General features: G+C 68.7%; 9 protein-coding genes. All 9 read left to right on the top strand.

Annotation, left to right across the window (positions count from 1 at the left end; translation table 11 throughout):
- The first annotated feature begins 5 nt into the window (after positions 1-5).
- The 9 genes from J2X20_RS00260 to J2X20_RS00300 all read left to right on the top strand — a co-directional run bounded on the left by J2X20_RS00260 (position 6) and on the right by J2X20_RS00300 (position 15,374).
- A complete protein-coding gene (locus J2X20_RS00260) occupies positions 6-2,594 on the top strand; it encodes a glycoside hydrolase family 2 protein (protein WP_310259149.1) in 2,589 nt (862 codons plus the stop codon).
- 78 nt (positions 2,595-2,672) lie between these two features.
- Positions 2,673-3,788, top strand: a complete 1,116-nt coding sequence (locus tag J2X20_RS00265; RefSeq protein ID WP_310259151.1) for a LacI family DNA-binding transcriptional regulator — start codon at positions 2,673-2,675, stop codon at positions 3,786-3,788.
- Between the two features lie 248 nt (positions 3,789-4,036).
- Positions 4,037-5,656: a DUF5597 domain-containing protein gene (locus J2X20_RS00270; protein WP_310259153.1), complete on the top strand. Its 1,620-nt coding sequence runs from the start codon at positions 4,037-4,039 to the stop codon at positions 5,654-5,656.
- A gap of 1 nt (position 5,657) precedes the next feature.
- On the top strand, positions 5,658-7,316 hold the full coding sequence (locus J2X20_RS00275; protein ID WP_310259155.1) for an alpha-L-fucosidase: 1,659 nt from the start codon (positions 5,658-5,660) through the stop codon (positions 7,314-7,316).
- A gap of 34 nt (positions 7,317-7,350) precedes the next feature.
- On the top strand, positions 7,351-9,390 hold the full coding sequence (locus tag J2X20_RS00280) for a beta-galactosidase (RefSeq protein WP_310259157.1): 2,040 nt from the start codon (positions 7,351-7,353) through the stop codon (positions 9,388-9,390).
- 40 nt (positions 9,391-9,430) lie between these two features.
- The gene (galA, locus tag J2X20_RS00285) at positions 9,431-12,286 is read left to right on the top strand and encodes a beta-galactosidase GalA (RefSeq protein WP_310259159.1); all 2,856 of its coding nucleotides are present in this window, start codon (positions 9,431-9,433) and stop codon (positions 12,284-12,286) included.
- A gap of 420 nt (positions 12,287-12,706) precedes the next feature.
- On the top strand, positions 12,707-13,855 hold the full coding sequence (gene dgoD / locus J2X20_RS00290) for a galactonate dehydratase (protein ID WP_310259160.1): 1,149 nt from the start codon (positions 12,707-12,709) through the stop codon (positions 13,853-13,855).
- Between the two features lie 2 nt (positions 13,856-13,857).
- Complete coding sequence (locus J2X20_RS00295) at positions 13,858-14,751, top strand: 2-dehydro-3-deoxygalactonokinase (RefSeq protein WP_310259162.1); 894 nt, start codon at positions 13,858-13,860, stop codon at positions 14,749-14,751.
- A gap of 5 nt (positions 14,752-14,756) precedes the next feature.
- A complete protein-coding gene (locus tag J2X20_RS00300; RefSeq protein ID WP_310259164.1) occupies positions 14,757-15,374 on the top strand; it encodes a 2-dehydro-3-deoxy-6-phosphogalactonate aldolase in 618 nt (205 codons plus the stop codon).
- Positions 15,375-15,418 lie beyond the last annotated feature (44 nt).

Raw genomic sequence — 15,418 nt, forward strand, 5'->3', positions numbered from 1 at the left:
AGCGCATGAAAAATCTCATAGGCCTTGCAGCAGCCCTGTGCATCAGCCTGCTCCCCAACCTCGCTCTGGCGGCCCATCGAAGCAGCGAGCCCATCAATCGCGACTGGACCTTCACGCTCGGCAACGTGGCCGATGGCCAGGCCGTCGCACGCGACACCCCGGGCTGGCAGCGCGTGGACCTGCCGCATTCGTTCTCGCAGCCCTACTTCCTCGGCACCGGCTTCTATGTCGGCCACGGCTGGTACCGCAAGACGCTGGAACTGCCGGCGTCGACTGCAGGCAAGCGGGTGTCCCTCGAGTTCGACGGCGTCTTCCAGGACGCCGAGATCTTCGTCAACGGCCAGAAGGCCGCCCGCCATGTCGGCGGCTACACCGGCTTCAGTGTCGACATCACGCCGCATGTCAAGCCCGGCAGCAACCTGCTGGCCGTGCACGTCAACAACGAGTGGAAGGCCCGCGTGGCGCCGCGCGCCGGCGAGCATGTGTTCTCCGGCGGCATCTACCGCAACGTGCGGCTGGTCGTCACCGACCCCGTCCACGTCGCCTGGTACGGCACCTTCGTGACGACGCCCGAGGTGTCGCAGGAAAAGGCCGCGATCCGCGTGCAGACCGAGGTGCGCAACGAGCGTGCCACGGCGGCCAAGGTGGCGCTCGTCTCCGAGGTGCTCGACGCCGCAGGCAAACGCGTGACCCTGCACCGCAGCGAGCAGACCGTGCCCGCCGCCGGCAAGTTCGACTACGACCAGTCCCTGCCCGCCATCGCCTCGCCCAAGCTGTGGTCGCCCGACCAGCCGACGCTCTACAAGCTGGTCAGCCAGCTCTACGTGAACGGCAAAGCCGTCGACCGCTTTGAGACGCCCTTCGGCATCCGCAGCGTCAAGTTCACGGCCGACCAGGGCTTCTTCCTGAATGGCAAGCACCTCTACCTCATCGGCGCCAACGTCCACCAGGACCAGGCCGGCTGGGGCGACGGCGTGACCGACGGCGCCGCGCGACGCGACGTGAAGATGGTCAAGGACGCCGGCTTCAACTTCATCCGCGGCTCCCACTACCCGCACTCGCCGGCCTTCACGCAGGCGACCGACGAGCTGGGCATCCTTTTCTGGTCGGAGGCGCCCTTCTGGGGCATCGGCGGCTTCGGCGCCGACGGGAGCTGGCTGTCCAGCGCCTACCCGCCCGACCCGGCCGACCGCCCCGAGTTCGAGGCCAGCGTGCTGCAGCAGGTCGAGGAGATGGTGCGCATCCATCGCAACCGCCCGTCCATCTTCGTCTGGAGTGCCAGCAACGAGCCCTTCTTCACCGAGGGCCAGTCGATGGACGCGATGCGCGACTTCCTCAAGCGCGAGGTGGCCTTCTTCCACCGCATCGACCCGACGCGCCCCGTCGCCATCGGCGGCGCCCAGCGTGGCGAGATCGACAAGCTGGGCGATGTGGCCGGTTACAACGGCGACGGCACCACGCTGTTCATGAACCCGGGCGTGCCCTCGGTCGTGTCCGAGTACGGCTCCACCATGGTCGACCGCCCCGGCGCCTTCGAGCCCGGCTTCGGCCTGATGCCCGAGACGCCCGACCAGCAGGCCAACCCGCGGCCCTATTCCTGGCGCTACCCCTGGCGTTCCGGTGAGGCCCTGTGGTGCGCCTTCGACCACGGCTCCATCGCCTCCATCGAGTTCGGCTCCATGGGCTTTGTCGACTACTTCCGCCTGCCCAAGCGCCAGTACCACTGGTATCGCAAGACCTATCGCGGCGTCGAGCCGCCGGCCTGGCCGGTGGAGGGCAAGCCCGCGCAGTTGCAGCTGACCGCCAGCCAGACCACCATCCGCGGCACCCAAGGCCTGGACGATGCCCAGCTCATCGTCACCGTGCAGGACGAGGCCGGCAAGGCGCTGAGCAACTCGCCCGACGTGACGCTGACCGTCGTCAGCGGCCCCGGCCAGTTCCCCACCGGCCGCAGCATCGCCTTCAGCAACAAGTCTTTGGTCGCCATCCGCGACGGCCAGGCCGCGATCAGCTTGCGCTCCTACTTCGCCGGCCAGACCGTCATCGAGGCCAGCTCGCCGGGTCTGAAGCCGGCGCGCCTGACGATCACGACGACCGGCCCTGACCGCTTCATTGCCGGCAAGTCGCCGCTGGCCCCCGACCTGCCCGTCATCACCTACCCGCCCTTCACCCGCATCGCCTTCCCCGGCGATCCGGTCAACGTGACCATCAACCGGCCGACGTCGACCAGCAGCGCCGCGGCCGGCCACGAAGGCCCCAAGGCCAACGACGACCAGACCCAGACCTGGTGGCAGGCCGGCCCCGGCGATGGCACGGCCTTCTGGCTGGTCCACCTGGAGAACGTCTACGCCCTGCACTGGCTGTCCATCGTCATGCCCGACGAGGGCGGCCCCGACTTCGTCGTCGAGATCAGCAAGGACTCGACCAGCTGGCAGCAGGTCGGCGAAGCCAAGGGCGGGCGCAAGAACCACGACTTCGCGCTGTTCGACAAGCCCCTCACCGCGGCCTTCCTGCGCATCCGCTTCCCGGCGGTCACGGCCGACCATCCTGCTGCCCTCAGCGAAGTGCGGGTGATTGCAAAGCCCGCTCACTGAAGTCCCCATCCGCCGTGGCCCAAGGGGCCCGGCGGTCCGCGCTACAGTGCCCGCGCCCTTTCGCTTCGCCTCCCTGTCTTGCCCGATTCCAAGCCGAAGCCTGCCGAGGCCCCCGCCAAGATCCTGCGCCGCAGCAGCCTGCCGACCCTGGCCGACGTTGCGCGCGAGGCCGGCGTGTCCAAGATGGCGGCGTCCTCCGCACTCAACGGCGGCCAGAACTCGGCCCGCGTCTCGGCCGAGACGCGGGAGCGCGTCCTGGCTGCGGCGCAACGGCTGCAATACCGGCCCAACGCCAACGCGCTGGCGCTCACGTCCAGGCGCACGAATGCGATCGGCTTCATCACCACCCTGATGGGCAAGGATCCGAACGCCTACTTCCTCGAAGTGTTCGGCGGCGTCATCCAGGGCGCCATGGCCACCCAGCAGACGACGGCCGTCTTCACGCTTAGCAGTTGGGACGAAGCCCCGACTCGCATCCCGGCCTTGTGCGACGGCCGCGTCGACGGCCTCATCGTGCTGGCTCCGCGGCTGGAAGACGACGGCCAGGCCTGGCTGCCGCAGCACACGCCGATGGTGTCGGTGCATGCCAGCGGCAGCTGGCGCGCGGGTGGCGTGAACTTCGAGACCGACGACGAGGCCGGCGCTTACGAGATGGTGCGGCAGATGTTCGCCCTGGGGCACCGCCGCATCCTGCATGTGGGCGGGCCGGCGGGCTACCCCAGCGCCGACAGCCGCGCCAACGGCTACCTGCGCGCGCACGCCGACGCCGGGGTGGCGCTTCCACCCGACCATGTGCTGCGCGTGCCGTTCACGACCGAAGGGGGCCGCGAGGCGATGCAGGCCTGGCTGCAGCGCCACCGGGGGCAACCGCTGCCTGAGGCGGTGTTCGGCGGCAGCGACGCCATTGCCATCGGCTGCATGGAGGCCCTGGTGGCGCGCGGGCTGAATGTGCCGCGCGACATCTCCGTCGTGGGCTTCGACCACACCCTCCTGGCGCGCACGCTGCAGATGGCCGCCGTGCGCCAGCCGCTGCACGAGATGGGCCATCAGGCCGTCGAAGTGCTGGTGCAACTCATCGAGGCCTCCCGCCGAGATGAAGCCTACGCGGGGCCGTCCAACATCGTGCTGCTGCCCGAGACGGTCGCCGGTCGGACGCTGACCGAGGCGCGCCAGGCGCCGCTGCTGATCTCCTGAAGCTGGGGCGCCCCCGCAGGCTAGGGTGTTCCCTTAAATCCTGCGCCGCCGATCCCACTATTATTCGGCAGTGCGGTCTGACCGCATTTGTTTTTGCGGCTTGATGTACCAGTAAATCACCTGTTCTTGCCGCGAATTCCAAGGGGTCAGACGGAGTCGTATCGAATGCGGACTGACCAAACCCTAGCCACCGCCAGCTTCCAGCCCACATGCTCTTCAACCCCTTTCGTCGCCACATCGCCCTCGGGATGGCCGGTTTGACCCTCGCCTGCGCCGCCATCCTGGACGTCCAGGCGGCCGACCTGCCGCGTGTCGCGAGCCGCGACGGCCGCCACGCGCTGATGGTCGACGGCGCGCCCTTCACCATCCTCGGCGCCCAGGTGCACAACTCCAGCAACTACCCCGAGGCCCTGCAAAAGGTGTGGCCCGCCATCAAGGACTTGCAGGCCAACACCGTGGAAGTGCCGGTGGCCTGGGAGCAGCTCGAGCCCGAGGAAGGCCGCTTCGACTTTTCCTTCGTCGACACGCTGGTGCGCGAGGCGCGCGAGAACAAGGTGCGCGTGGTGCTGCTGTGGTTCGCGACCTGGAAGAACACCCGGCCCCAGTACGCCCCGTCCTGGGTGAAGTTCAACAACGAGCGCTTCCCGCGCATGGTCGGCAAGGACGGCAAATACAACTACTGCCTGTCACCCTACGGCGAGCAGACGCTGGCCGCCGACCGCAAGGCCTTCGTCGCGCTGATGGCGCACCTCAAGCAGATCGACGAGCGCGAGCGCACGGTCATCCTGGTGCAGGTGCAGAACGAGGTCGGCACCTTCGGCATGGCGCGCGACTACGGCGCCAAGGCGCAGGCGGCGTTCGAGCGCGACGTGCCCGCGGCCGTGCTCGCGCGCAAGAAGGCGCCCGTGCCGGGGGCCGCTTCGGGGTCCTGGCGCGCCGTCTACGGCGACTACGCCGACGAATACTTCCACGCCTGGTCCATCGCCCGCTATATCGAGGAGATCGCCAAGGCCGGCCGCGCGGTCTACGACCTGCCGATGTACGTCAACAACATGCTGCGCGACCCGGTGGCGCCGCTGGCCCCGTGGAAGAACGACTTCACCGTGGGCGGCCCGACCTACGACGTCATCGACATCTACAAGGCCGCCGCGCCGCACATCGACATCGCGGCCCCCGACCTCTACATGTCCGAGACGGCCAATGTGCGGGCGGTGCTGGACCAGTTCCAGCGCCCCGACAACGCCCTGCTGGTGCCCGAGATCGGCAATGCGCCGACCTACCCGCGCTATCTCTATCTGATGCTGGGCCGCGGCGCCATCGGCGTCGCGCCCTTCGGTGTCGACTACGCCAACTACACCAACTACCCGCTGGGCTCCCGGTTCACCGACCGCCGCATGGTCGAGCCCTTCGCCAAGGTCTACCGGGCCTTCGCGCCGATGCAGCGCCAGTGGGCGCGCTGGGCCTTCGAGGGGCGCACCCACGGCATCGCCGAAGGCGACGATCGCGCCGCGCAGAGCCTGGACCTGAAGGGCTGGAAGGCCCATGTCAGCTTCCGGGAATGGCAGTTCGGCGAGCAGAGCTGGATCAAGCAGCCCGCCGAAGGCACGGAGCAGCCCTCCGGCGGCATCGCCTTCGCCCAGCTCGGCGACGACGAATTCATCGTCGTCGGCCAGAGCGCCCGGCTGCGCTTCGAACGCAGCCGCGACGACGGCCGCCTCGGCACGATGTTCGAGCGCGTGGAGGAAGGCCGCTTCCTGCCCGACGGCCGCTGGGTGATGGAGCGCAACTGGAACGGCGACCAGGTCGACAGCGAGCTGAACTTCCCTGCGGAACCCACCGTCCTGAAGGTGCGCCTCGGCCGTTATTGAAATGCGAGCAAATCAATCCTCCCCAGCCCCGGCGTGGACGCGCCGCGGCTTCCTGCAGGCCAGCGCCGCGGCGAGCGCCGTGGCCGCGCCCGACGTCCGCGCCGCCTCCCAGCGCTTCGCGCCCACTTGGGAGTCGCTGGTCAGCGGCTATCGCGCCCCCGACTGGTTCCGCGACGCCAAGTTCGGCATCTGGGCCCACTGGACCGCCCAGTGCGTGCCCGAGGCGGGCGACTGGTACGCGCGGAACATGTACATCCAGGGCCATGCCCAGTACGAGCATCACCTGAAGACCTACGGCCACCCGACCCAGGTCGGCTTCATGGAGATGAACCACCGCTGGAAGGCCGAGCACTGGGATCCCGACGCGCTGCTGGACCTGTACGTGAAGGCCGGCGCCAAGTACTTCGTCGCCCTGGCCAATCATCACGACAACTTCGACAACTACGACTCGAAGTACCACGGCTGGAACAGCACGCGCATCGGCCCCAGGCGCGACATCGTCGGCATCTGGGCCCAGGCGGCCCGCAAGCGCGGCCTGCGCTTCGGCGTCAGCAACCATGCAGGCAACGCCTGGCACTGGTTCCAGACGGCCTATGGCTATGACGCGCAGGGGCCGCTCGCCGGCAGGCGCTACGACGCCTTCAAGCTCACCCAGGCCGACGGCCGCGGCAGCTGGTGGGAAGGCCTGGACCCCCAGGACCTGTACACCGGCCGCAACATGGTCATCCCCGACGGCTTCACCGACCCCAAGGCGGCCGCCGACTGGCACGCCGCCAACGACGGCCTGTGGCATGTGCCGCCGCCGGCGAACACCCCGGCCTTCACGCGCCGCTGGTTCCTGCGCTGCCGCGACTTGATCGACAGCTACCGACCCGACCTGCTGTACTTCGACAACGACGGCATCCCGCTGGGCCAGGCCGGCATGGACATCGCCGCCCACTTCTACAACGCCAGCATGGACTGGCACGGCGGCAAGCTGGAGGCGGTGCTGAACGCCAAGGGCCTGTACGGCGAGCGCCGCCTTGCGGTGGTGGAAGACGTCGAGCGCGGCTCGCGCGACGACATCCAGCCGCAGCCCTGGCAGACCGACACCTGCATCGGCGACTGGCACTACAGCCGCAGCGTCTTCGAGAACCACCAGTACAAGTCGGCCGCCACGGTCATCCACATCCTGTGCGACGTGGTCTCCAAGAACGGCAACCTGCTGCTGTCGGTGCCGCTGAAGGGCGACGGCACGATCGACTCGGACGAGCGCCGCACGCTGGAGGGCATCGCCGCCTGGATGGCGCGCAACGGCGAGGCCATCTACGGCACACGGCCCTGGCGCCGCTACGGCGAGGGGCCGACGCGGGTCGGCGGCGGCAGCATGAGCGAGAGCGCGACGCAGCCCTTCACGGCCGATGACATCCGCTACACGAGCAAGGGCGGCGCCCTCTACGCCATCGCTCTCGGCTGGCCCCAGGACGGCCGCCTGCGCCTCACCGCCCTGGCGCAGGACTCGGCGCTGGCGCCCGGTGCCATCGAGCGCGTGGAAGCACTCGGCAGCAGCGCTCCCCTGTCCTTCACCCGCAGCCGCGGGGGGCTGGAGGTGCGCTTGCCCGAAGGCCTCGCCGGCACGCCCGCAGTGGCCTTGAAGATCCGCGGCACCGGCCTCGCATGAAACGTCCCCAACGACAAGACGCACGATGAGAACCATGAAGAAAACCCTGCTGGCCTGCGCCCTCGCGCTGGCCACCCTCCACCCTGCCTTCGCCCAGAGCGCCGAAGGCCACCCCGACTGGCCGGGCGCCGGCCAGCTGTTCGCCGGCGCCAACTACCAGCCTGTCGACCGCACGCTGGAGCAGGTCAGGTACGACGTCGGGCTGATGAAGCAGTCCGGCTTCAAGGTCGTCCGCATGGGCGACCTGTCGTGGGACTATTTCGAGCCCGCCGACGGCAAGTTCGATTTCAAGCACTTCGACGCCGTCATGGACATCGTGCATGCCGCCGGCATCAAGGTCATCCTCGACATCCCCGGCCTGCCGGCGCCGATGTGGCTGCATCACAAATACCCGGGCGTGGACATCACCAACCAGGCCGGTACCCGCCTGGCCCCGGCCGAGCGCTACATGGACAACATCGGCGACCCGAACTATCGCCGCCTGGCCATGCGCATGGCTGACACGTTGACCAAGCGCTACGCCAAGCACCCCGCCCTGCTGGCGGTGGGCTATGACAACGAGATCGGCAACGGCTTCATGTCGTATTCCGAGGCCGACCGCAAGCGCTTCGTCGAATGGCTGAAGAAGCGCTATGGCAACGTCGAGGCGCTGAACAAGGCCTGGGCCACGCAGCGCTGGTCGCGCCGCATCGGCAGCTGGGACGAGGTGCGCCTGCCCTATGCCGACGGCCCCGGCCCCGCCGAGCGCTACCTGGACCTGCGGCGCTTCTGGTCCGACGTGACGATCGCGACCCTCGGCGATCTGGAAGCGGTGCGCAAGAAGAACGCGCCCAACAAGCCGGTGCTGTCCAACTACTGGGACTGGTCGGGCCGCCGCGGCTTCGACTTCCTGGGCAGCTACCGCCAGCACACCACCTATGGCGCGATGGGCTTCTACGCCGGCGACCCCATCAACGGCGGCTGGGAGGCGGCCCTCATCAAGGGCGGCATGACGACGCCCACCTGGTTCAACGAGTTCGCCGCGGGCGGCGGCGGCTCCTACGGCAGCAAGGGCTGGTCGCGCATGTGGGCGCACTTCGTGCTGCTGATGGGCGGCCAGGCGGCCGTGGCCTGGACCTTCAACAGCCATCTCGGCGGCGAGGAGCAGGCGCTGATGGGGCTGATCGACCACGACGACCGGCCGTCGTGGCGCCTCACCGAGTGGGCCGACATCGCGGCGAGCTACGCCAAGCTGGAGAAGCTCGGCTTCCCGCGCAAGGTCGAACCCAAGGTGGCCATCGCCTACTCCTTCGAGAACGTGCACGCCACCAGCCCGAACGGCCCCTCCAACACGGCGCGCCAGTACATCAAGACGCCCTACCTGAAGCAGGCGCATGGCGGTTTCGAGCCGCTGCTGAAGGACAACATTGACGTCGCCGTCATCAAGCTCTCCTACGAGGACCTGAGCCGCTACCGCCTCATCATCCTGCCCGGCATGTACCTGCTGGACAAGGCCTCGACCGACGCGGTGCGCAAGTTCGTCGCCGACGGCGGCACGGTCATCATGACGGCCCAATCGGCCAAGGTGAACGACAACAACCAGTGGCACAACACGCCGCTGCCGGGCCAGCTGACCGACGTCTTCGGCCTGCGCACCAACGAGTTCTATGACTGGACCGGCACGGTCAAGCTGGGCGACGAGGAGATCAAGACGTCCATCGCGCACTTCGAGGTGCTGGAGCCTTCCACCGCCCAGGTGATGGCGCGCTTCACCAACTTCGACGGCAACCCGCCGGCGATCACGGTCAACAGCTTCGGCAAAGGCAAGGCCATCTACGTCGCCACGCCCGCCCAACCGGAGATCATGCGGCCGCTGCTGCGCCAGCTCTACGCCGGCCTGGGCATCGAGCCGGGGCCGAAGACGCCGGACGGCGTGTTCGCCCGCGCCGTCGACGGGCGCGTGCTCTACGTCAACACCAACAATGCGCCGGTCGACGTCGCCATCGACGGCGCGATGAACGGCGTACTGAGTGGCAAGCGCTTCAACGGCACGCTGCGGCTGGAAGCGCGCGGCGCGGATCTGATCGAGAAGTGAAACCGCTGCCGCCGACGACACCCCGCAACTGATGCCATCCATGAAAAAAAACCTCTCGCTGACCTGGCTGCTCGCGATTGCCGCCTTGATCGCCTCCGGAAACACCGCAGCCGACGACGCGCGGCAGCGCACCCGCATCGACGATGGCTGGCGCTTCGCCCTCGGCCACGCCAACGATCCCGCCAGGGACTTCGACCACGGCCTGCGCCCCTTCTTCTTCGCCAAGGCCGGCTACGGCGACGGCCCGGCCGCGGCGGACTTCGAGGACCGGCCCTGGCGCCGCGTCGACCTGCCGCACGATTGGGCGGTGGAGCTGCCGTTCAGCGAGAAGGGCAGCTCGCAGCACGGCTCCAAGGCCATCGGCCGCGGCTTCCCCGAGAACAGCGTCGGCTGGTACCGGCGCGAGCTGGCGATCCCCGCTGCAGCCCAGGGCAAGCGTTACGCGCTGGAGTTCGACGGCGTGTTCCGCGACAGCGTCGTCTGGGTCAACGGCCACTATCTGCACCACGAGGCCAGCGGCTATTCCAGCTTCCGCGTCGACATCACCGACTACCTGAACTACGGCGGCCGCAACGTCGTCGCGGTGCGCGTCGACGCAACGACCCAGGAAGGCTGGTGGTACGAAGGGGCCGGCATCTACCGCCATGTCTGGCTGACGCAGACCGGGCCGCTGCACGTGGCGCCCTCCGGCACCTTCGTGCGCGCGACCGTCAAGGGCGAGCGTGCCGACGTGGCCGTCGACGTCACGGTCCGCAACGACGGCAAGGCGAGCGAGTCCTTCGGCCTGGAGCATGAGCTGCGAGATCCGGCCGGCCGCATCGTCGCGCGTGCCAGCGTCCCGGCCCGCCGCGTGGCCGCTGACGCCAGTATCGACGTGGCGGCGCAACTGCCCGTCAAGGCGCCGCAGCTGTGGTCGCTGGAGACGCCGCAGCGCTACACGCTGACGACGCTCGTCAAGCGCGGCGGCCAGGTCGTCGACCGCGTCGACACGCCCTTCGGCATCCGCACCCTGCGCTTCGACGCCAACCACGGCTTCTTCCTCAACGGCCGCCCCGTCAAGCTGCACGGCACCAACAACCACCAGGACCACGCCGGCATCGGCATCGCCTTGCCCGACGGCATGCACGAAGCGCGGCTGAAGATGCTCAAGGGCATGGGGGTCAATGCGATCCGCTCGGCCCACCACCCCGCCACGCCCGAACTGCTGGACGCCTGCGACCGCCTCGGCTTCCTCGTCATCGACGAGCACCGCATGATGGGCACGGCACCGCAGGTCCGCGACGAGCTGGAGCGCATGGTCAGGCGCGACCGCAACCACCCGTCGGTCATCCTCTGGTCGGTCGGCAACGAGGAATGGGCCATCGAGAACAGCGAGATCGGCACCCGCCTGACCCGCGAGATGCAAGCCATCGTGCGCCGCCTCGACCCGACGCGGCCGGCCACCCAGGCCGCGTCCAGCTCGGGCTACCCCGACGGCACGTCGGTCGGCTCGGAGGTCATCGGCTTCAACTACAAGGGCCAGCACGACATCGACGCCATGCACAAGCGCTTCCCCGACCGACCGATGGTCGTCACCGAGGAAGGCACGACCTTCGCAACGCGCGGCATCTATGCCGATGATCCGGCCCGCGTTCACACCGCCGCCTACGACAAGCGCACCGGCGGCAACTCGACCTCCTCCATCGAGGAGGGCTGGCGCTTCAACGCCGAGCGCCCCTTCCTCGCCGGCATGTTCGTCTGGACCGGTTTCGACTACCGCGGCGAGACCACGCCCTTCGGCTGGCCCGCCATCTCGTCACAGTTCGGCATGATGGACACGACCGGCGCACTGAAGGACAGCGGCTACTACCTCAAGGCCGCCTGGACGACCGAGCCCATGGTGCACCTGCTGCCGCACTGGAACTGGCCGGGCCGCGAAGGCCAGGCCATCGACGTGCGCGTCTACGCCAACACCGACGAGGTCGAACTGCGCCTGAACGGGCGCTCGCTGGGCCGCAAGGCCTTGCAGCGCTACGGCCACCTGCAATGGAACGTGCCCTATGAGGCCGGCAGCCTGACGGCGCTCGGCTACCAAGGCGGCCAACTCGTCACGCTGGAGACCGTGGCTACCGCTGGTGATGGCAGCGCGGTGCGGCTGACCGCCGACCGTGCGCGCCTGCGTGCCGGCGGTGACGAGGTGGCCGTGGTGACGGTGAACGTCGTCGACCGCGAAGGCCGCGTCGTGCCGACCGCCGGCCAGCGCGTCTCGTTCGAGACCAGCGGGCCGGTGCGGCTGCTCGGCATGGGCAACGGCGACCCCGGTTCGCACGAGGCCGACAAGCCGGCCGAACTGCACCGCTATGCGGCCGCCACGCGTTGGCGCTATCGCGGCATTGCACGCCCCGAGGACGCCACTGCGCTGATGGACGACACCGGCAGCGCCGGCTGGCGCGACCCCTTCGCGTGGATCCGGCCCGAGCAGCAACCCGCAGACCCGGCCTGGCACATGGTGCAAGCGACCCTCAAGCGCCCTGCCGCAGCCAGTGAGCGCCAGCAGTTGTTCCTCGGTGATGTCGCCCCGGGCACGCTTTTCTTCCTGGACGGCCGCGCCCTCACGCCGCGCCAGGAGGCCGGCATGTCGGTCATCGACCTCGGTCCCTCCACCAGCGCCCAGGCCACGCTGACGGCCGTCTTCCCGACGCCGGCCGGCGGCACGCGCGCCTTGTTCGACCGCGCCCAGAGCGGCCGCCGCTGGGTCACGCTGCGCAGCAGCGCGCCAGCCGGCCCCTGGCAACGCAGCGTGTTCAACGGGCAGGCACAGGTGATCCTGCAGTCCACCGGCGAAACCGGCCGCGCGACGCTGCGCGCCGTCAGCGCTGATCTGACGGGAGCCGCGCTGGACATCGAGGTGTTCTGAGCAACGCACCGGCTTTTGTCATTGGTGTCCGGCAGGAGGTTGGCCCGTCCGCGGGCCCGGAGCCGGCCGCCGCGGCGGTACCGCATCGTTCCATGCCGGCAATGCATAGGGTTAACCCTTGCGCATCCTGGTAAAAACCCTAAGATGGCGTTGCATCAACAAAGAAAGGGAAACAAATGGAACTGCTGATCGTTGCTCTGACGCTGTCGACCGTGGCCGTCATCGCTCAACTGGCTGACGTCACCACCAAGCGCGACTGAAATCGCATCACCACCGTCCAAAGGGCTGCATCTGCAGCCCTTTTGCTTTTCCTCCACGCAACACCCATACGAAATCCATATAGCTGCCGACAAAGAATCGATATTTCAGAACTAGCTGACCCTCCTAAGCTCACGGCCGTTCCTGTAGCAGACACGGCCCATGCGAATCACCAAGCTGACGACCTACCGCCTCGCCCCGCGGTGGATGTTTCTGAAGATCGATACCGACGCCGGCATCAGCGGCTGGGGTGAGCCCGTCATCGAGGGCAAGGCGCGCAGCGTCGAGGCGGCCGTCCACGAGTTCGAGCCCTATCTGCTCGGCCAGGACCCTTCCCGCATCAACGACCTCTGGCAGGTCATGTACCGCGGCGGCTTCTACCGCGGCGGCGCCATCCTGATGAGTGCCATCGCCGGCATCGACCAGGCGCTTTGGGACATCAAGGGCAAGGTGCTGGGAGCGCCCGTGCACCAGCTGCTTGGTGGCCTGGTGCGCGACAAGATGAAGGTGTATTCGTGGGTCGGTGGCGACCGCCCGGCCGACGTCATCCGCGATATCAAGCGGCTGCGCGAAGGTGGTTTCGACACCTTCAAGATGAACGGCTCCGAGGAAATGGGCCTCATCGACAGCGCCCGCAAGGTGGACGAGGCGGTGGCCCGCATCGCCGAGATCCGCGAAGCCTTCGGCCACGACATCGAGTTCGGCATCGACTTCCACGGCCGCATCGGCGCGCCCATGGCCAAGGTCATGTTGAAGGCGCTGGAGCCTTATCGGCCGCTGTTCGTCGAAGAGCCCGTGCTGGCCGAGCAGGACGAGACCTATGCCCGCCTGGCCGAGCACACGGCCATTCCTCTGGCGGCTGGCGAGCGCATGTATTCGCGCTTCGAGTTCAAGCGCGTCTTCCAGGCCGGCGGCCTGTCCATCGTGCAGCCCGATCTGTCGCATGCCGGCGGCATCACCGAGTGCCACAAGATCGCCGCCATGGCCGAGGCCTACGACGTGGCCTTCGCGCCGCATTGCCCTCTGGGCCCGATCGCGCTGGCGGCCTGCCTGCACGTCGACTTCGTCTCGCACAACGCCGTGCTGCAGGAGCAGAGCATGGGCATCCACTACAACCAGGGTGGGGAACTGCTCGACTATGTGCTGAACAAGGAAGACTTCCACATCGAGAACGGCTATATGAAGCCGCTGACCAAGCCGGGCCTCGGCGTGGTGGTCGATGAGGAAAAGGTCATCGCCGCCAGCAAGCTGGCGCCCGACTGGCGCAATCCGTTGTGGCGCCACGCCGACGGCAGCGTGGCCGAATGGTGATGATGAGCGACGCACGCCTCATCGCACTGGACTGGGGCAGCACGCGGCTGCGGGCCTTCCTGCTGGGCGCCGACGGCGCCGTGCTGGAAACGCGTCAGTCCGGGCAGGGCGCGTCGACGCTGGCAGGCAAGGCGGCCTTCGAGCAGGCCTTCTCCGCGGTGACCGCAGACTGGCCCGGCCTCCCCGCGCTGGCCTGCGGCATGGTCGGCAGCCAGCATGGCTGGCGCGAGGCGCCTTATGCGCCCTGCCCGGCCGATGCCGCGGCCCTCGCCCGACACGCCCTGAAACTCGACGAGCGCATCTCCATCCTGCCCGGCCTGATGCATGACGGCGGCCAGCCCGACGTCATGCGCGGCGAGGAGACCCAGATCGTCGGCGCTCTCGCCCTGCATCCCGACCTGGCGGCGCGGGCCTGCCTGGTGCTGCCGGGCACGCATTCCAAATGGGCGCGTGTCGAAGCCGGCCGGGTGACGGGTTTTGCCACCCACATGACGGGTGAGCTTTACGCGCTGCTGCGCCAGCATTCGGTGCTGGCGCGCTTGATGCCGGCCGACGGCGCGTCGCCGCCCTCTTCCCAGGCTTTCCTGGCTGGGGTCGACGCCGCTCGCAAGGAAGGCGCGTTGAGCCACCAGTTGTTCGCCGTGCGCACCCTGGGCCTCTTCAAGCGCTTGGCCGCAGAACAACTGCCCGACTACCTCTCCGGCCTGCTGATCGGCCACGAGATCGCCCACGAACTGGCTGGCGGCGCGCCCGGGCGCCTGGCCCTCGTCGGCGACCCCGCGCTGTGCGAGCGCTATGCGCTGGCTCTCGGCCGCTTCGGCGTCACGGCGCCGCTGCAACTCGACAACACCGCGCCCGCCGGCCTCTGGCAGCTGGCGCAAACCATGGGGCTTTGATCGTCATGCTCGACCCGGCACTGCAACAAATCCCCCTCGTCGCCATCCTGCGCGGCGTCAAGCCCGACGAGGTCGAGGCCATCGCCGACAGCCTCTACGCCGAAGGTTTCCGCGTCATCGAGGTGCCGCTGAACTCGCCCCAGGCCCTGGACTCCATCGCCCGCCTGGCGCGCCGCATGCCGGGAGACGCTCTGATCGGCGCCGGCACCGTGCTCAGCGCGGATGCGGTGCGCGACGTGCAGATCGCCGGCGGCCGCCTCATCGTCATGCCGCACGCCGACGTCGCCGTCATCCGCGTGGCCAAGGCGCGCGGCCTGGCCTGCGTTCCGGGGGCGGCCACGCCCACCGAGGCCTTCGCGGCCCTGCAGGCCGGCGCCGACGCGCTCAAGCTCTTCCCGGCCGAGCTGGTCACGCCGCCCGTCGTCAAGGCCATGCGCGCCGTGCTGCCCAAGGAGCTGAGGCTGCTACCGGTGGGCGGCATCACGCCCGAGACCATGGCGGACTTCCGCCGAGCGGGCGCCAGCGGCTTCGGCCTCGGCTCGGCGCTCTACGCCCCGGGTCTGGACGCCGCCGAAGTGGCCGCCCGGGCGAAAGCTTTTGTGCAGGCCTGGCGCACCTACTGAGGCGCTACGCACAAAACAACAACAACAACGACAACGACCCGGAG

It is taken from the genome of Roseateles saccharophilus (assembly GCF_031458095.1).
In the GTDB taxonomy this organism is placed as follows: domain Bacteria; phylum Pseudomonadota; class Gammaproteobacteria; order Burkholderiales; family Burkholderiaceae_C; genus Pelomonas; species Pelomonas saccharophila_A.

Excerpts from the sequence above, each read along its gene's own strand:
- galA (WP_310259159.1), top strand. The coding sequence starts at position 9,431 with ATGAAAAAAAACCTCTCGCTGACCTGGCTGCTCGCGATTGCCGCCTTG.
- J2X20_RS00295 (WP_310259162.1), top strand. The coding sequence starts at position 13,858 with ATGAGCGACGCACGCCTCATCGCACTGGACTGGGGCAGCACGCGGCTG.
- J2X20_RS00260 (WP_310259149.1), top strand. The coding sequence starts at position 6 with ATGAAAAATCTCATAGGCCTTGCAGCAGCCCTGTGCATCAGCCTGCTC.
- J2X20_RS00275 (WP_310259155.1), top strand. The coding sequence starts at position 5,658 with ATGCGAGCAAATCAATCCTCCCCAGCCCCGGCGTGGACGCGCCGCGGC.
- dgoD (WP_310259160.1), top strand. The coding sequence starts at position 12,707 with ATGCGAATCACCAAGCTGACGACCTACCGCCTCGCCCCGCGGTGGATG.
- J2X20_RS00280 (WP_310259157.1), top strand. The coding sequence starts at position 7,351 with ATGAAGAAAACCCTGCTGGCCTGCGCCCTCGCGCTGGCCACCCTCCAC.
- J2X20_RS00300 (WP_310259164.1), top strand. The coding sequence starts at position 14,757 with ATGCTCGACCCGGCACTGCAACAAATCCCCCTCGTCGCCATCCTGCGC.
- J2X20_RS00270 (WP_310259153.1), top strand. The coding sequence starts at position 4,037 with ATGGCCGGTTTGACCCTCGCCTGCGCCGCCATCCTGGACGTCCAGGCG.